General features: G+C 70.3%; 15 protein-coding genes. 13 read left to right on the top strand and 2 right to left on the bottom strand.

The features are described from left to right. The first annotated feature begins 113 nt into the window (after positions 1-113). The 9 genes from ABEA10_RS46315 to ABEA10_RS46275 all read left to right on the top strand — a co-directional run bounded on the left by ABEA10_RS46315 (position 114) and on the right by ABEA10_RS46275 (position 10664). On the top strand, positions 114-1253 hold the full coding sequence (locus tag ABEA10_RS46315) for a GNAT family N-acetyltransferase (RefSeq protein ID WP_345475079.1): 1140 nt from the start codon (positions 114-116) through the stop codon (positions 1251-1253). 90 nt (positions 1254-1343) lie between these two features. After that, positions 1344-1892 (top strand): crossover junction endodeoxyribonuclease RuvC, encoded by a 549-nt coding sequence (gene ruvC, locus ABEA10_RS46310; RefSeq protein WP_345475078.1) that lies wholly within the window; start codon positions 1344-1346, stop codon positions 1890-1892. Further along, positions 1892-2497, top strand: a complete 606-nt coding sequence (gene ruvA, locus ABEA10_RS46305; RefSeq protein WP_345475077.1) for a Holliday junction branch migration protein RuvA — start codon at positions 1892-1894, stop codon at positions 2495-2497. Before ruvC ends, ruvA begins: the two co-directional genes overlap by 1 nt. Continuing rightward, on the top strand, positions 2494-3534 hold the full coding sequence (gene ruvB / locus ABEA10_RS46300) for a Holliday junction branch migration DNA helicase RuvB (protein ID WP_329261779.1): 1041 nt from the start codon (positions 2494-2496) through the stop codon (positions 3532-3534). Before ruvA ends, ruvB begins: the two co-directional genes overlap by 4 nt. A 154-nt stretch (positions 3535-3688) precedes the next feature. Further along, positions 3689-4231 (top strand): preprotein translocase subunit YajC, encoded by a 543-nt coding sequence (yajC, locus tag ABEA10_RS46295; protein WP_345475076.1) that lies wholly within the window; start codon positions 3689-3691, stop codon positions 4229-4231. Positions 4232-4307: 76 nt separating this feature from the next. After that, the gene (gene secD, locus ABEA10_RS46290; protein WP_345475075.1) at positions 4308-6080 is read left to right on the top strand and encodes a protein translocase subunit SecD; all 1773 of its coding nucleotides are present in this window, start codon (positions 4308-4310) and stop codon (positions 6078-6080) included. Beyond that, the gene (gene secF / locus ABEA10_RS46285; RefSeq protein ID WP_345475074.1) at positions 6080-7267 is read left to right on the top strand and encodes a protein translocase subunit SecF; all 1188 of its coding nucleotides are present in this window, start codon (positions 6080-6082) and stop codon (positions 7265-7267) included. Before secD ends, secF begins: the two co-directional genes overlap by 1 nt. Before the next feature lie 203 nt (positions 7268-7470). Beyond that, positions 7471-7980, top strand: coding sequence for an adenine phosphoribosyltransferase (locus ABEA10_RS46280; protein WP_345475214.1), 510 nt, complete (start codon positions 7471-7473; stop codon positions 7978-7980). 512 nt (positions 7981-8492) lie between these two features. Further along, positions 8493-10664, top strand: a complete 2172-nt coding sequence (locus ABEA10_RS46275) for a RelA/SpoT family protein (RefSeq protein WP_345475073.1) — start codon at positions 8493-8495, stop codon at positions 10662-10664. Positions 10665-10758: 94 nt separating this feature from the next. Here ABEA10_RS46275 and ABEA10_RS46270 read toward each other — a convergent pair whose 3' ends face one another. Then, on the bottom strand, positions 10759-11988 hold the full coding sequence (locus ABEA10_RS46270; RefSeq protein ID WP_345475072.1) for a DUF349 domain-containing protein: 1230 nt from the start codon (positions 11986-11988) through the stop codon (positions 10759-10761). A gap of 216 nt (positions 11989-12204) precedes the next feature. Next, positions 12205-12939 carry a peptidylprolyl isomerase gene (locus ABEA10_RS46265; RefSeq protein WP_345475071.1) on the bottom strand — a complete coding sequence of 245 codons (735 nt, stop codon included), beginning with the start codon at positions 12937-12939 and terminating at the stop codon, positions 12205-12207. A 626-nt stretch (positions 12940-13565) separates the two neighbouring features. Here ABEA10_RS46265 and ABEA10_RS46260 point away from each other — a divergent pair. From ABEA10_RS46260 to aspS, 4 genes are read left to right on the top strand one after another with little or no spacing between them, the layout of a single operon-like run. Continuing rightward, on the top strand, positions 13566-14120 hold the full coding sequence (locus ABEA10_RS46260) for a hypothetical protein (RefSeq protein WP_345475070.1): 555 nt from the start codon (positions 13566-13568) through the stop codon (positions 14118-14120). Positions 14121-14138: 18 nt separating this feature from the next. Beyond that, complete coding sequence (locus tag ABEA10_RS46255; protein WP_345475213.1) at positions 14139-14822, top strand: MBL fold metallo-hydrolase; 684 nt, start codon at positions 14139-14141, stop codon at positions 14820-14822. An 8-nt stretch (positions 14823-14830) separates the two neighbouring features. Beyond that, on the top strand, positions 14831-16099 hold the full coding sequence (gene hisS, locus ABEA10_RS46250) for a histidine--tRNA ligase (RefSeq protein WP_345475069.1): 1269 nt from the start codon (positions 14831-14833) through the stop codon (positions 16097-16099). Next, positions 16096-17883 carry an aspartate--tRNA ligase gene (gene aspS, locus ABEA10_RS46245; RefSeq protein ID WP_345475068.1) on the top strand — a complete coding sequence of 596 codons (1788 nt, stop codon included), beginning with the start codon at positions 16096-16098 and terminating at the stop codon, positions 17881-17883. The genes hisS and aspS overlap by 4 nt, the downstream gene beginning before the upstream one ends. Positions 17884-17898 lie beyond the last annotated feature (15 nt).

The following is a 17898-nucleotide window of genomic DNA, read 5'->3' as shown; positions in this document are numbered from 1 at the left end:
ATGCCTCCCGGCTCCGTTCGCGGCGAGGTGCCGTCCGGGCGCCGCGCGGTCGGCGGCGGGCCGGTGAAAACCCCTTGAGGCCGCGCGCGGGCCATGCCGTAGCGTCGTGGCCCGTGAAGACGCACACGCTCGAACCCGGTGACCTCGACGCCGTTTACGACCTGTGGGGCCGCGCCTTCGGCCCGTCGCCCGGCCGCGACGACGCGTGGGCCCTGCGGGCCATGGGGGAGGACCGCTTCCTCGGGATCCGCGACGGCGGCCGTCTCATCGCCGTCGGGCACTACCACCCGTTCGAGCAGTGGTGGCACGGCCGCGCGGTGCCGATGGGCGGCGTCGGCGGCGTCTGCGTCGCGCCGGAGGACCGCGGCCGCGGCGTCGGCCGGCGGCTCGCCGCCGGGCTGCTGGAGCTGATGGACGGCCGTCCGCTGTCGGCTCTCTACCCGGCCACCGCGCCGGTCTACCGATCCGTCGGCTACGAGCACGCCGGCGCGCAGTACCGCCTCACCCTGCCGCCCGCGCCGCTGCGCACCCTCGCGGCCGGGCCGGTCGAGGTACGCCGGGCCGGACCCGCCGACGTGGGCGAGGTCACCGCGCTGCTGCGCCGCCTGCACGCCGGGGCACGCCACCACGGCCCGATCGACCCCGGTGAGGATCAGGTCCGCGGTTTCCTCCAGGACGAGAGCCTCTACTCCTACCTCGCCGCCGACGGCTTCCTGGCGTACGGCTGGGACGAAGGCCGCGAGCACCTCGCCGTGCGCCGCTGTGTCGCCGGGTCCGCCGCGACCGCACGCGCGCTCTGGGCGGTGGTCGGCTCCGGTTCCTCCATCGCCCGTACGGTGCGGGCCAACGTGGCGCCCGACGACCCGATGCTGTGGCTGCTGCACGACCGCTCCGAGGACGAGGTGCGCCGCGTCGGCTGGATGCTGCGCGTCCTCGACGCGCCCGCGGCGATCGCCGCGCGCGGCTTTCCCGCTGCGGTGTCGGTGGACGTGCCGCTCCTCGTCGAGGACGAGCTGCGGCCCGCCAACGCCGGCGGCTGGCGGCTGACGGTGCGCGAGGGACGGGGGCGCCTGGAGCGCGCGGCGGAACGGAGTGACGCGACCCGGCTGCCCGCGCGTGGCCTCGCCGCGCTGTACGCGGGCGTGCCGATGGCGACGCTGCGCGGCGCGGGCATCGTCACCGGAAACGCCGGGGCCGACCCGCTCCTCGACGCGGCGTTCGCCGGGACGCCGTTCATGCTCGACTATTTCTGAACGCGACACGCCGCGTGCGAGCCGGGCGGCGGAGCGCACCGGCCGAGTAGCCTCACTGCGAACACGTGTTCGGGGCCGAGAGGAGTCCATGTGCGGGTGCTGGGCGTCGATCCCGGTCTGACCAGGTGCGGAGTCGGTGTCGTCGACGGCGCCCCCGGCAAGCCGCTGCGGCTGGTCAGCGTCGGCGTGATCCGTACGAGCCCGGACGACGAGATCGGCACGCGCCTCGTCGAGTTGGAGCGCGGCATCGAGGAGCTGATCGAGGAGACCCGTCCCGACGCGGTCGCCGTCGAGCGGGTGTTCAGCCAGCACAACGTGTCCACCGTGATGGGCACCGCGCAGGCCGGGGCGATCGCCATCGCCTGCGGCGCCCGGCGCGGGCTGCCGGTCGCCCTGCACACCCCGAGCGAGGCCAAGGCGGCGGTGACCGGAAACGGCCGCGCCGACAAGCTCCAGGTCACCACTATGGTGACCAGACTGCTCCGGCTGGACACGCCGCCCAAGCCGGCCGACGCGGCCGACGCGCTCGCGCTGGCGATCTGCCACGTCTGGCGCGGCGGCGCGCAGGCCCGGCTCCAGGCGGCGCGGACCCGGGCGACCGGGGCGGCACACGACATGAGGCACGGAAGGACGCGGTAGTGATCGCATTCGTCAACGGCAGGGTCGCCGCGGCGGGGCCCGACGGCGCCGTGGTGGAGGTCGGCGGGGTCGGGCTCGCGCTCCAGTGCACGCCCGCCACGCTGGCCGGCCTGCGCGTGGGCGAGCGGGCGCACGTGCCCACCTCGCTCGTCGTGCGCGAGGACTCCCTCACCCTCTACGGCTTCGCCGACGACGATGAGAAGACCGTGTTCGAGCTCCTGCAGACCGCCAGCGGCGTGGGGCCGCGGCTCGCGCTCGCGATGCTCGCCGTACACCAGCCGAACGCCCTGCGCCGCGCCGTCGCCACCGAGGACGTGAACGCGCTGACCAAGGTCCCCGGCATCGGCCGTAAGGGTGCCCAGCGCATCGTGCTCGAACTCAAGGACCGGCTCGGCGTGCCCCTGGACGACGGCAGCGGTACGCCCGCGCCGAGCTTCGCCGCGGCGGCCTGGCGCGCGCAGGTGCACGCCGGCCTCACCAACCTCGGCTGGACCGCCCGTGACGCCGACACCGCCGTGGACGCGGTCGCCGCGGAGGTCGACGGCCAGGACACCTCCGACATCGCCGCCCTGCTGAAGCTGGCGATGAAGAAACTGAGCCGATGAGCGAGGAGGAGCGCTTCGTCTCGCCGGTCGCCGACGGCGAGGAGAAGGTCATCGAGGCGGCCCTGCGGCCCAAGCACCTCGACGAGTTCATCGGGCAGGCGCGCGTACGCGAGCAGCTCTCGCTCGTGCTGCACAGCGCGCTCCGCCGCGGCCGGCCGCCGGACCACGTGCTGATGTCCGGGCCGCCCGGCCTGGGCAAGACCACCCTCGCGATGATCATCGCCGCCGAGCTGGGCATGCCCCTGCGCATCTCCTCCGGGCCGGCGATCGAGCGGGCCGGCGACCTCGCGGCGGTGCTGTCCACACTGTCCGAGGGCGAGGTGCTGTTCCTGGATGAGATCCACCGGATGGCACGGCCCGCCGAGGAGATGCTCTACGTCGCGATGGAGGACTTCCGGGTCGACGTGGTCGTCGGCAAGGGGCCGGGCGCGACGGCCATCCCGCTCGACCTCGCTCCGTTCACGCTCGTCGGCGCGACCACGAGGGCCGGCCTGCTGCCGGCGCCGCTGCGCGACCGGTTCGGCTTCGTCGCGCACATGGACTTCTACGAGCCGGCCGACCTCCAGCGGATCATCGACCGCTCGGCCCGGCTGCTCGACGTACGGATGGACGACGCGGGTGCCGCCGAGATCGCCCGGCGCTCGCGCGGCACGCCGCGCATCGCCAACCGGCTCCTGCGCCGGGTCCGTGACTTCGCCGAGGTCCGCGCCGACGGCGTGATCACCGAACAGGTCGCCCGCGACGCGTTGTTGCTGTACGAGGTCGACGCCGAGGGGCTGGACCGGCTCGACCGTTCGGTGCTCGACGCGCTGTTGCGGAAGTTCGGTGGCGGGCCGGTGGGGTTGTCGACACTGGCGGTCGCGGTGGGGGAAGAGCCGGAAACGGTGGAAGTGGTCGCCGAGCCATTTCTGGTGCGCAAGGGACTCATCGCCCGCACACCACGTGGCCGGATCGCGACTCCTTCGGCCTGGCGGCACCTGGGTATCACGCCGCCGCCCACGGTTGAAGGTACCCTTTTCGAAGTGACGGAGGAGTGACGAGGAACTTCCCACCGCGCCCAGTCGTCAGCTCGTTGCCGGGGTTTCGTCAAGTCCTTTACACTCCGGAGCTTGTCGCCGTCGTCAGGTGACACGCCTTTCGCACGCGAATCGTCGGCGGCGGGCTGAACACCCATATCGGAAGGATGCCCCCGTGCAGGGCAACACTGAACTCATAGCGCTCACCCAACTCGCTGCCCAGAAGAGCAACCCCCTGGTCACGCTACTGCCGATCATCCTCATCGGCGTCGTGTTCTATTTCCTGCTCTTCCGCCCGCAGCGCAAGCGACAGCAACAGCAGATGCAGATGCAGCGCCAGATACAGCCGGGCCAGCGCATCATGACGACCGCGGGCATGCTCGCCGACGTCGTCGCCATCGAGGATGATCACGTCGTGCTCGAGATCGCTCCCGGGGTCGAGGTCCGCTACGTGAAGCAGGCCGTCGCCCAGGTCGTCTCCGACGATGACGACGAGGACATCGAGGACGAGACCGAGGACGACGTCGAGGAGACCGACGAGTCCGCGGAGGCCGAGGAGGGCACCGAAGAGGAAGAAGAGGCGCCCAAGGCCGGCGAGACCGTCCAGGACGAGGTCGAGGCCAAGACCGAGACTCTTCCCAGCGCGACCGGGAAGAAGACGGGGGACGTGTCGCTGAACGACGGCGAAGACAAGTCTGGCAAGAGGCCCTCGGCCTGACCAGAGCCTGACCGCAGACAAAGGACGAAAGACGACCGTGGCTCCGCCAAACAGAAACGTTTCGAGACCAGGGCGCGTGCTCCTCGCGCTGTTCGTGATCGCCGCTGCCCTGGTGGGCCTGATGTTCTGGCAGGGCCAAAAGACGCCCAAGCTGGCTCTCGACCTGGCCGGTGGCACCACCGTGACGCTCACGGCGGAGCCCTCGCGACCCGGCGCGAAGATCGGCGACTCCGAGATGGCCCAGGCGATCAACATCATGCGCGAGCGCGTGAACAGCCTGGGCGTCTCCGAGGCCGAGGTGACCAAGCAGGGCAACAACGTCATCGTCGTCCAGGTCCCCGGTCAGGGACAGGAGCGGGTCGTCAAGCTCATCGGCACCACCGCCAAGCTGGAGTTCCGCCAGGTGATGGTGGCCGAGCCGGTCGGCGTCCCGCAGCCGACGTCCACGCCCAGCCCGACGCCCACGGGCAAGACGTCCGGCTCGCCCAAGCCGTCGTCCAAGGCGTCCGGCTCACCGTCGGCGAGCGCCAAGGCGTCCACGAGTCCCTCGCCGAAGGGCCGGGCGCTCGCCCAGGCCCTGACCGGCACGCCGAAGCCGTCGGGCACGCCGTCGGGCAAGGCCACCGGCAAGGCCACGCCCAAGCCGAGCGCCTCGCAGTCGCTCACCCCCGAGCAGCTCCAGCAGTTGCAGCAGCTCCAGCAACAGCAGCAGGCGGGGGGCGAGGACTTCACGGGCGTCGACCCGGCGGTCAAGACGCAGTTCAGCAAGCTCACCTGCACGGGCAACGACGTCGGCCAGGGCCAGACGCTGAATCCGGGCAAGCAGGTCGCGGTGTGCGCCCGGCCCGACCCCAAGACGCACAAGAGCGACTACAAGTTCATCCTGGCGCCGGCGCAGATCTCCGGTGAGCAGGTCACCAAGGCGCAGGCGCTGGCGCCGGACCCGCAGAACGGCCGGGTCCAGTGGACCGTCAGCCTCGACCTCAACGGCGCCGCCACCAAGACGTTCGCCGACTTCACGTCCAAGGCCGCGGCGCTGGGCGAGAGCAACACGCGCAACCACTTCGCGATCGTGCTCGACGGCACCGTCTACTCCTGGCCGAGCGTCAAGGAGGCCATCACCTCCGGCAACGCTTCGATCGAGGGCCAGTTCACCCAGCAGGACGCCACCGACCTGGCCAACGTGCTCAAGTACGGCGCGCTGCCGCTGAAGTTCAACCAGAGCTCGATCGAGTCGGTGTCGGCCACGCTGGGCAAGGACCAGCTGAGCGCCGGCCTGATCGCGGGCGCGATCGGCCTCGGTCTCGTCGTGCTCTACTGCCTGCTCTACTACCGGGGCCTGGGCTTCGTCGCGATCTCCAGCCTGATCGTCGCGGGCATCCTGACCTATGAGTCGGTGGTGCTGCTCGGCAAGTTCATCGACTTCCGGATGTCGCTCGCCGGCATCGCCGGCGCGATCGTCGCGATCGGCATCACGGCCGACTCGTTCGTGGTCTTCTTCGAACGATTGCGCGACGAGGTCCGGGAAGGACGCAGCCTGCGTACGGCGGTTGAGCGCGGATGGCACCGCGCCCGGCGTACGATCATCGTGGCGGACGCGGTGTCGTTCATCGCCGCGCTGCTGCTTTACTGGTTCGCCATCGGCGGGGTCAAGGGCTTCGCGTTCACGCTGGGCCTGACCACCCTCATCGACGTGGTGGTGGTGTTCTTCTTCACCAAGCCGCTCGTCACGATGTTGGCCCGCACGAAGTTCTTCGGGCGTGGCCACCGGTGGTCCGGACTCGATCCGTCCACACTGGGAGTCAGCAAGCGGACCAAGGTCCGCCCGGCCAGCGCCAAGGAGGCCTGATGTCACGCCTGGGCACCATCGGCGGCCGGCTCCACCGAGGGGAGATCTCCCTCAACTTCGTGGGGCGGCAGAAGCTCTGGTACTCCATCTCCGGCCTCATCCTGGTCATCAGCGTCATCTCGCTGCTGACCCTCGGCCTGAACTTCGGTGTCGAGTTCAAGGGCGGCACCGTCTTCCAGTTCCCGAGCAAGCCGGGCACCACGACGTCGGACGCGCGGTCGGCGGTCGAGGCCTCCGGGGTCGTCAAGGAGGACCCCATCGTCCAGAAGACCGGCACCGGCTGGCGCGTGCAGACCGAGAGCCTCACCTCCGCTCAGGTGACGAAGGTGCAGGAGACGGTCCAGCACAGGTTCGGGTTGCCCAAGCCCGACGACGTCAGCCCGCAGTCGGTCGGCGCGAGCTGGGGTAAGGACATCTCCAAGAAGGCGCTTCAGGGTCTGGTCATCTTCCTGATCGCGATCATCATCTACCTGTCCATCGCCTTCGAGTGGCGCATGGCGGTCGCGGCGTTGATCGCGCTCGCGCACGACATCCTGATCACGATCGGCGTCTACTCGCTCGTGCAGTTCGAGGTGACGCCGTCGTCGGTGGTCGGCCTGCTGACCATCCTCGGTTACTCGCTCTATGACACCGTCGTGGTCTTCGACAAGGTCCGCGAGAACACCCGCCCGCTGCTCACGACCAAGAGCATGACCTACAGCCAGGCGGCCAACCTCGGTCTGAACCAGACCCTGGTCCGGTCGATCAACACCTCGGTGATCGCCCTGCTGCCCGTGGCGGGCCTGCTGTTCATCGGCGCCGGCGTGATGGGTGCGGGCACGCTCAAGGACCTGGCGCTCGTGCTGTTCGTCGGCATGCTGGCCGGTGCGTACTCCTCGATCTGCATCGCGACGCCGATCCTGGCCGACCTGCAGGAGCGCCAGCAAAAGTACCGGGAGCTCGCCCAGAAGGTGCGCAGCAAGGCCGGCAGCGCCAAGCGGAAGTCCCGCGCGGCGAACGCCGAGAGCCCGGCCAAGGCAGCCGACGACGGGCCGGAGAGCGAGCCGCAGGACACGGTCCCGGGCGAGGAGACGACCGACGCGACCACCCCGGTCGGCGCCGGCATCCGGCTCGTCCAGCAGGGGCCGCGGCAGCAGCCGCGCCGTACCGGCTCCAAGGGACACCCGAGCGGCAAGAAGAAGCGCTGACCCGCCGTACCGATCGCGACATTCGGCGGGCGGTATCTCCCACTATCGGAGGTACCGCCCGCCGAAGCGTGTACGGTGTCCGATGCGTCCGTCAGAGCCCGCACGGACGAAGCCGCGCGGGCTCTCCCAGAACTCCACGCGCCGGGTTCGGCAAGTGCTGCCCAAGGAGGATCGTGACCAGGCGACCCGTCGACCTGACGCAGATGATCAATGATCGCATCAGGGACGTCCCCGACTATCCCAAGCCGGGGGTGATGTTCAAGGACATCACCCCGCTGCTCGCCGACCACACCGCCTTCGCGGCCGTCGTCGACGCCATCGTCGCTCACTACGGCCGCGGCACGATCGACAAGGTGGCCGGCATCGAGGCACGCGGCTTCATCGTCGCCGCCCCCGTGGCGTACCACTTCGGCGCCGGTTTCGTCCCGATCCGCAAGCAGGGCAAGCTGCCGTCCGCCACGTACGCGGAGAACTACGACCTGGAGTACGGCAGCGAGACGATCGAGGTGCACAAGGACGCCTTCGCGCCGGGGGAGCAGGTCCTGATCGTCGACGACGTTCTGGCGACGGGCGGCACGGCCAAGGCCACCGCCGCGCTCATCGGCCGCACCGGCGCGGAGGTCGCCGGGATCTCGGTCCTGATGGAGCTCGGCTTCCTGGGCGGCCGCGACCGGCTGCCCGACCTCGACGTGCACGCCCTGGTGACCGTCTGAGGCGGCGCTGCCAGGGCGTCAGAGCGACGTCGGCGCGATCCGCGGCCCGTGCGAACATCCGCGGCGGTGACAGGGGTTCCGGTCGGTGTGAGGGCACCTTGAGCCGTGGACCCGGCGCGGTACGGATGGGCGCATCGGTGCTCGTGAGGACCCAGGTACCGTTGGCGTGGGGGCAGGGTCGGCGGTGATCCGGACATCCACCGCTCACCGGTGTTCGGTCCGGAATGGTGGATCGGCACCGACTGGAATTCAGCTGCCGCTAAACTGGTGTTCCGACGCAGGCATGGGGAGGCTGGGTGCGCGGTGAGGTGGTGTCTACCGACGCGGCGTCCGATGCCGCGCTGACACCACGCATCAACCCCCACACGTTGCCGGCACCCGACAGCACGGCCGCTTCAGCCCCGGAGGAGGGCGATCGGACCCCCTCGAGGACTCCCTCGAGTCCGGCCGCGCCATCGGCCGCCCGGGTGCGCCGGCGGTTGGCCCGGCTCGGCGCTCAGCGTGGACCCACCATGAATCCTGTACTCGAACCTCTGATCAAGACGCTCCGGAACACACATCCCAAGGCGGACGTGCGTCTCGTCGAGCGCGCCTACGACGTCGCGGCGCACCATCACCGCGACCAGAAACGCAAGAGCGGCGACCCGTACATCACGCACCCGCTCGCCGTGGCCACGATCCTGGCCGAGCTCGGCATGAACACCGAGACGCTGTGCGCCGCCCTCCTGCACGACACGGTCGAGGACACCACCTACACCCTCGACCAGCTCCGCACCGACTTCGGCGACGTGATCGCCGCCCTGGTCGACGGGGTGACCAAGCTCGACAAGGTCAAGTACGGCGAGGCCGCCGAGGCCGAGACGGTCCGCAAGATGGTCGTCGCGATGTCGCGTGACATCCGGGTCCTCGTGATCAAGCTGGCCGACCGCCTGCACAACATGCGCACCCTGCGCTACCTGCCGCGGCACAAGCAGGAGCGCAAGGCCCGCGAGACGCTGGAGATCTTCGCACCGCTCGCGCACCGGCTCGGCATGAACACCCTCAAGTGGGAGCTGGAGGACCTCGCCTTCCAGACGCTCTACCCCAAGCGGTTCGACGAGATCGCCCGCCTGGTGTCCGAGCGGGCCCCGCGCCGCGACGTCTACCTCCAGGACGTCATCCAGCACGTCTCCCGCGACCTGCGCGAGGCCAAGCTCAAGGCGACCGTCAAGGGCCGCCCGAAGCACTACTACTCGATCTACCAGAAGATGATCGCCCGCGAGCTGAGCTTCGAGGACATCTACGACCTCGTCGGCATCCGGGTGCTCGTCGATACGGTCCGCGACTGCTACGCCGCCCTCGGCACGATCCACGCGCGATGGAACCCCGTTCCCGGCCGGTTCAAGGACTACATCGCGATGCCGAAGTTCAACATGTACCAGTCGCTGCACACCACGGTGATCGGCCCGGAGGGCAAGCCGGTCGAGCTGCAGATCCGTACGCGGGCCATGCACAACCGCGCCGAGTACGGCATCGCGGCGCACTGGAAGTACAAGGAGGAGACCGTCGGCGACGGCGGCGCCTCCACCGGCAAGGCGGGCGACATGGCCTGGCTGCGCCAGCTCCTCGACTGGCAGAAGGAGACCACCGACCCGGCGGAGTTCCTGGAGTCGCTGCGCTTCGACCTGTCGGTCTCGGAGGTCTTCGTCTTCACGCCCAAGGGCCAGGTCCTCGCGCTGCCCCAGGGCGCGACGCCGGTCGACTTCGCGTACGCGATCCACACCGAGGTCGGCCACCGCACGATCGGCGCCCGCGTCAACGGCCGCCTCGTCCCGCTGGAGTCGACCCTCGACAACGGCGACACGGTGGAGATCTTCACCTCCAAGTCGCCGGACGCCGGGCCGAGCCGCGACTGGCTCAACTTCGTCAAGAGCGCCCGCGCCCGCAACAAGATCAAGCACTGGTTCTCCAAGGAGCGCCGCGAGAGCGCCATCGAGCAGGGCAAGGAGTCCCTGGCCCGCGCGATGCGCAAGCAGAACCTCCCGCTCCAGCGCATGCTGTCCGGCGAGGCGCTGCTGACCCTCGCGCACGACATGCACTACGCCGACGTGTCCGCGCTGTACGCGGCCATCGGAGAGAGCCACGTCTCGGCCCAGAACATCGTCCGCAAGCTCGTCGACGTCCTCGGCGGCGACACCGCGGAAGACCTGGCCGAGACCGCGATTCCGACCCGCAAGCGCCGCTCCCGCCCGGCGGGCGACCCGGGCGTGGTCGTGGCCGGCGACCCGGACGTGTGGGTGCGCCTGTCGCGGTGCTGCACGCCGGTGCCCGGCGATGAGATCGTCGGCTTCGTCACGCGGGGCAACGGCGTCTCGGTACACCGCGTCGACTGCGTCAACGTGGCGAACCTCCAGACCCAGCCCGACCGCATGGTCGACGTGAAGTGGTCGCCGGGGGAGGACTCGGTCTTCCTGGTGGCCATCCAGGTCGAGGCGCTCGACCGGCCGCGACTGCTGTCCGACGTCACGCGCGTGCTGTCGGACCAGCACGTCAACATCCTGTCCGCGTCCGTGGCGACCAACCGCGAGCGGGTGGCGGTGAGCCGGTTCAGCTTCGAGATGGGCGACCCGAAGCACCTCGGGCACGTGCTCAGGGCGGTCCGCTCGGTGGACGGCGTCTACGACGTCTACCGCGTCACCAGCTGACCGGCGCTCTCGCCGATCGTTCGAGGAGCCCGCGGAAAGCGCGAGGCGGACCCGGCCCGAAGGCTCCGGATCCGCCCCGTCGATGGCTCGTGGGTCAGGACAGCTCGGACAGGGTGTGCTCGGCCTCGGCGAGCCAGGCGCGGCGGGCGGTCAGGGCCTCCTCGGCGTCCTTGACGTCCTTGTCACGGCCGGCGCTCCGCGCCTTCTCCAGGCGCGTCTCGAGCTGCTCGATGGAGGACCGCAGCTGCGCGACCGTCGCCTCGGCGCGGGCCCGCGCCTCCGGGTTGGTGCGCCGCCACTCCGACTCCTCGGCGGTGCGGACCGCCTCCTCGATCTTGCGGAGCCGTCCCTCGAGCCGCTCGCGCGAGTCGCGGGGAACCATGCCGATGGCCTCCCAGCGCTCCTGAATCGAGCGCAGGGCCTGCCGTGTGGCGCGAACGTCGCGTACGGGCAGCAGCCGCTCCGCCTCGGTGAGGAGCTTCTCCTTGGCCTCGGCGTGCTCACGGAACTCCGCGTCGCGCTCGGCGAACACCGCGGACCGGGCGGAGAAGAAGGTGTCCTGGGCGCCCTTGAACCGCGCCCACAGCTCCTCTTCGGCGTCGCGGGAGGCGCGGCCGGCCATCTTCCACTGGCGCATCAGCTCGCGGTACGCCGCGGCGGTGGGCCCCCAGTCGGTGGAGCCGACCATGGCCTCGGCGTCGAGGACCAGCCGTTCCTTCTCCGCGCGGGCGTGCTCGCGCTCCACCTCGAGGTTGGAGAAGTAGGCCTTGCGGCGCTTGGTGAAGGCGTTGCGCGCCGAGGACAACCGCTTCCACAGCGCCGTCTCCGTGGGACGGTCGACGCGCTCGGCGGCCTTCCACTCCTCCACGAGCTGGCGCAGGCGTTCACCGCCGTTCTTCCAGTGCGTCTCCTCGGCCGCGATCCGCTCCGCCTCGGCGACGATGCGCTCCTTGATCTCGCGGGCCTGCACGCGCGCCTGGTCCCGGGCGACCTTGATCTGCTCACGGCGCTCTCCGACCAGTGCGGACAGCGCGTCGAGCCGCCGGCTCAGGCCGTCGAGGTCGCCGACCGCGTGGGCCTCGGCCACGGCCTCGCGGAGCCGGGCGATGGTGTGCTCGGCCTGGGAGGCCGCCAGGTCGGTGGTCCGGATCCGCTGCTCGAGGAGGTCGACCTCGGTGACGAGGGCGTCGTACTTGCGGCGGAAGTAGGCCAGGGCCTCCTCGGGCGCTCCCGCCTGCCACGAACCGACGGTGCGTTCCCCGGCCGCCGTGCGGACGTAGACGGTGCCGTTCTCGTCGACCCGACCCCAGGGGTCAGTGGTCATCGCGGGCCTCCCCGGTGTGAGGCGTGGCCATCGCGGGCCGCCTCGTGGCCGGCACGACGTCCCCGCGCGTACGGCGAGGGATACCCAAGGATTCGGTGGCGCTGCACACCGCTGCCTCCTGTGTCAGAGCCCGGGGCGTCCCCTCACGCACCGGGCCCACCATGATGACGTCCATGGGAGAAGCGCTCCCGCTGGCCACCCTAGCCAATCGCATTGCTACATCTTCGCGACGGTGAGGTCTTTTATTTCGATTTTCTTCTTTGGGGCGGTGTTCCCGCTCTGGTCGGCCGGCTCGGCGCCCGCCTTCGCGACGGAGTCGACGACGTCCATTCCCTTGGTGATCTCACCGAAGACGGTGTAGTCGGCGGGCAGCGGCGAATCGCCGTAGACGATGAAGAACTGGCTTCCGTTGCTGTTCGGAGCGCTGCTGTGCGCCATCGCGATGACGCCGCGCTTGTAGGTCGCCTGCCCGGACTTGCCGGCCTTCGGGACGTTCTCATTGCCGAAGCCGTACGCGGGACCGCCCGTTCCGGTGCCGGTCGGGTCACCGCATTGCAACACCTTGATACCCTCAGTGACAAGGCGATGACATTTAGTGTTGTTGAAGAATTTCTTGCTCGCCAGATACTTGAACGAGTTGACGGTGCACGCGGCCTTGCTGCCGTCGAGCTTGGCGGTGATCGTGCCGAGGCTCGTATTGATCGTCATCTTGTACGTGCCCTTGACCGGCTTCACCGGGGGCTTGCCGACGTCCTTGGCGCTCGTCGCCGCCTCGGCGGGCAGGGGCTGGTAGGCGCACTCCCCGGGCTTGGCCGAAACGCTCGGCGCCGCGGTGGGCGTGGAGGCGGCAGAGGTCTTGTCCTTCTTCGCCGGGCCGTTCATCGCGAACGCGATGGCCCCACTGCCCCCGGCGACCACCACGACGGCGACCACCGTGCCGATGATCTTCATCCGCCGGGCCCTGGCCTGCCGGATCGCCCGGCGCTGCTGCTGGCGCTCGTAACGCAGCCGGGCCAGCTCCCTCTTGCGGTCTTTACCCGCCACCGGTGTCGCACCTCATCGATTCGCGTCGTGAACTGGGAAACGTGTTGCGCATCGTAGCGGTCCCGGCCGGTATTTTCGGCCCCGCACCGCAGAGGCGCCCAAACCGGCCGAACATCGGACGTGCTCCGCCCCTCTCACGCTAGGGCCTCGGCGTTGAGGCGGCGAACGCGAGTGTCGGGTTCTCACGTCGCGGGTTTGTGCGTGCTCGGGTGATGTAGTCGCCCAGACGCATGGTGGTCAACGGCGGCCTGTGCCCGGTGGAGGCGCGATGTGGCTCGTTCTGCCATGGGCACGTGCTGTAATCATCCGGTGCCTCGACGTAATGGTGCTGGACGGGTGGTGCTGCGGACCGCCCGGGTCGGCCTGCGGCTGACTCCCGCGCAGCGCCACCGTTGTTACGGCTTGCTGGTCTCGGCGGGGGATGTGTGGGCGTGTGTTCTAAACGTGAACCGATGGCGACGTCAGCGGAGGCTACGGCCGGTAGCGGGCCATCAGGACTTGTGCCGGGAGCTGTCGGCGGCGGGTCCGGGTTGATGCCGGTGCGTTACCACCACGGCACGTTCACCCTGGAGAGGCTGCGCCTGCCGGTAGGTCGTGGGAGCGCGCCGTTGTTGGTGCGGTTGGACCGGCCGGTTCCCTACCCGGCCGAGCAGGTGCGGTCGGTGACGTTGGTGGCCGAGTGTGGCCGGTTGTTCGTCGATGTCACCGCCGAAGTCCCCATCGCGGCCTATTCACCAGACCGGCAACCGGATCCCGAGCGGGTCGCGGGAGTCGACCCAGGCGTGATTCACCCGTTCGCGGTGGCCGGGCCCGAATGGGCTCGGCAACGCGAACTCGAAGGCCGTCACCAGCGGCGAGTACGCCAAGCCCAGCACGAGGCCGCCAAGACCGTCATCGACTGGGCGGTCGCCCGCCGGATCGGCACACCGACGGTCGGAGATCCGCGTGGCGTCCTGGCTCTCGAGGCGGGGCGGCGGCACAACCGGCGGGTCAATTTCACCTCCCCGCGAGGCGGCACGTTGACTGAGACGGCACTATGTCGTTCGCGATGGCGCGCGTACCGCCGGTACGCTCGATCTCGCCGGTAGCAGTCAGAGAGGATGACCGTGCTCATCGCCACCTTCCCCGCGGGGTCCTTCGCGACGAACTGTTATGTCGTGGCGCCCGAGGCCGGGGAGGAGTGCGTGATCATCGATCCCGGTCAGGACGCCGAGGCGATGGTGTACGACGTGTTGCGCGAGCACCGGCTCAAGCCGGTCGCGGTGGCGCTCACGCACGGCCACATCGACCACGTGTGGTCCGTCGCCCCGGTCTGCGGCGCCCGTGACGTGCCCGCCTACATCCACCCGGACGACCGTGACATGCTGTCCGACCCGGCGAAGGGCTTTCCGCCGCAGGTCGCCGGCCAGCTCCTCGGCGGCCTGACGTTCAGCGAGCCGGACGACGTGCGTGAGCTCGGCGACGGCGACACCCTGACGCTCGCGGGCCTGGACTTCGTCGTCGACCACGCGCCCGGCCATACACCGGGCTCGGTGACGTTCCGGCTCGCCGCCGAGCCCGTGATGTTCTCCGGCGACCTGCTGTTCGCCGGCTCCATCGGACGTACGGACCTGCCGGGCGGCGACTACGCCACGATCATGGACAGTCTGGCGCGGGTATGCCTGCCGCTGCCGGACGAGACCGCCGTGCTGCCCGGGCACGGCGCTCAGACCACCATCGGCCGCGAGCGGGCCACCAACCCGTTCCTCAAGGAGATCGCTCCGCTCGACGGCCCGCACAGGGGACTCTAAGCAGACAGATGAGCTCGAACTTCCAGGCCCCCAAGGGGGTCAATGAGTACGTTCCGCCGCGCTCGGCGATCTACCTCGCCGCGCGTGACGCGTTCGCCGCGGTGGCGACGCGCGCCGGCTACTCCTACCTGGAGCTGCCGGTGTTCGAGGACACGTCGCTGTTCTCGCGCGGCGTGGGGGAGTCGACCGACGTCGTCTCCAAGGAGATGTACACCTTCGAGGACCGCGGTGGGCGCTCACTCACCCTGCGTCCGGAGTTCACCGTGGGTGTGCTGCGGTCGGTGCTCCAGCACAACCTGCACCGGGGAGAGCTGCCGGTCAAGGTCTGGGCCACCGGGCCCGCGTTCCGGGCCGAGCAGCCGCAACACGGCCGTTACCGGCAGTTCTACCAGGTCGACCTGGAGGCGATCGGCTCGGAGGACCCGGCCGTCGACGTCGAGACGATCGCGCTCGCCTGGGACTGGTACCGCGAGCTGGGCCTCACCCGGCACACCCTGCACCTCAACTCCCTCGGCTGCCGCGAGTGCCGTCCGGTGTACCGCGCGGCGCTGCAGGAGTTCCTGCGCGGGCTCGACCTCGACGGGGCCACCCGCGCCCGCATCGAGATCAACCCGCTGCGGGTGCTGGACGACAAGCGTCCCGAGGTGCGGGCCCAGGTGGAGGCCGCGCCTGTGGTCACCGACTACCTGTGCGGCGCCTGCAAGGCCCACCACGACAAGGTCCGCGAGCTGCTCGCCGACCTGGACATCCCGTGGGTCGACGACGCGCGCCTCGTCCGCGGCCTCGACTACTACACGCGCACCACGTACGAGTTCGACCACCCGCTGCTCGGCGCCCAGTCCGGCATCGGCGGCGGTGGACGCTACGACGGGCTGTCGGAGGACATCGGCGGGCCGCCGCTGCCGGGCATCGGGTTCGGCCTGGGCCTCGACCGTACGGTGCTGGCGATGGAGGCCGAGGAGACCGCGGCGGCGTCCGCCGCGGGCGTCACCGTGTACGGCGTGCCGCTCGGCGAGGAGGCGCAGCGCAGGATCTTCGGCCTCGTCGCCGCCCTGCGCCGGGCCGGGATCGCCGCCGACATGTCCTACGACGGCAAGAAGCTCAAGGGCGCCATGCGGGGCGCCGACCGGTCCGGGGCGGCGTACGCCGTGATCCTCGGCGAGCGAGATATCGCCGCCGGGTCCGCTCAGGTGAAGGACCTGGCCAGCGGCGACCAGGTCGCCGTGCCGCTCGACGAGATCGTCACGACGTTGAAAGAGAGGCTTTCCCAGTCATGATTCGCTCGCACGAGGCGGGGTCGCTCCGCCGTGAGCACGCAGGACAGCAGGTGGTGCTCGCCGGCTGGGTCGCGCGCCGCCGCGACCACGGAGGCGTCACGTTCATCGACCTGCGCGACGCGTCCGGCATCGCACAGGTCGTCTTCCGTGAAGAGGACACCGCCCACGACCTGCGCGCGGAGTTCTGCGTCAAGATCACCGGTGAGGTCCGCGTACGGCCCGCCGGCAACGAGAACCCCGAGCTCCCGACCGGCGACGTCGAGGTCGTCGCGTCCGACATCGAGGTGCTGAGCGAGGCGGCGCCGCTGCCGTTCCCGATCGAGGCGGACGTCAACGTCAACGAGGAGGTGCGGCTCAAGCACCGCTACCTCGACATCCGCCGCGACACGCTCGCCCGGGCGCTGCGCGTCCGGTCCCAGGGCTCCTTCATCGTCCACGACGTCCTGCGCGAGCACGGGTTCGTCAACGTCGAGACGCCGACCTTCACCAGTTCCACCCCGGAGGGCGCGCGCGACTTCCTGGTCCCCGTACGCCTCAAACCGGGTCACTGGTACGCCCTGCCCCAGTCGCCGCAGCTGTACAAGCAGCTGCTCATGGTGGCGGGGATGGAGCGCTACTACCAGCTCGCCCGCTGCTACCGCGACGAGGACTTCCGCGCCGACCGGCAGCCGGAGTTCACCCAGATCGACATTGAGATGTCCTTCGTCGAGCAGGAGGACGTCCTCAAGGTCGCCGAGGACCTCGTCGGACGCCTGTGGAGCGAGGTCGCGGGCTATGAGATCCCGCGGCCGATCCCGCGCATCACCTACGCCGACGCGATGAGCCGCTACGGCTCGGACAAGCCGGACCTGCGGTTCGGCAACGAGCTGGTCGAGATGACGGCGTACTTCAAGGACACGCCGTTCCGGGTCTTCCAGGCCCCGTACGTCGGTGCGGTCGTCATGCCGGGCGGCGCGTCCCAGACCCGCAAGGAGCTGGACGGCTGGCAGGACTGGGCCAAGGCGCGCGGCGCGAAGGGCCTGGCGTACGTCCTCGTCCAGGAGGACGGCACGCTCGGCGGCCCGGTCGCCAAGAACCTGTCGGAGACCGAGCGCGAGGGCCTGGTGGCCGAGGTCGGCGCCTCGCCCGGCGACGCGGTGTTCTTCGGCGCCGGCAAGCCGCACGCCACGCAGGAGCTCCTCGGTGCCGCCCGCCTGGAGATCGGCCGCCGCTGCGGGCTGATCGACGAGTCCGCGTGGGCGTTCACCTGGGTGGTCGACGCCCCGATGTTCGAGGAGACCGACGAGGGCGGCTGGACGGCCGTGCACCACCCCTTCACCTCGCCCAAGCCGGAGTGGGCCGACTCGTTCCACGACAAGCCCGGCGAGGCTCTCGCCAGTGCGTACGACATCGTCTGCAACGGCAACGAGATCGGCGGCGGCTCGATCCGTATCCACCGCGGCGAGATGCAGCAGCGGGTGTTCGAGACCCTCGGCCTGGAGCGCGAGGAGGCCGAGACGAAGTTCGGCTACCTGCTGGAGGCGTTCAAGTACGGCCCGCCGCCGCACGGCGGGATCGCCTTCGGCTGGGACCGCGTCGTCATGCTGCTCGCGGGCCGCGACACGATCCGCGACGTGATCGCCTTCCCGAAGGCGGCCTCGGGCTATGACCCGCTCACCGGCGCGCCGACGCCGATCACGCCGGAGCAGCGCAAGGAGGCGGGCGTGGACGCCCGGCCGGAGGCACCGGCGAACCCGCCGAACGAGCCCGGCCACATCGTCCGCCCCTCCGAGGAGCGCTACTGAGCGACCGCCGGGGAG

This window comes from Actinoallomurus oryzae (assembly GCF_039541955.1).
GTDB lineage: Bacteria > Actinomycetota > Actinomycetes > Streptosporangiales > Streptosporangiaceae > Actinoallomurus > Actinoallomurus oryzae.
The sequence above is the reverse complement of the archived record's forward strand: the minus strand, read 5'-3'. Positions and strand labels throughout refer to the sequence as shown.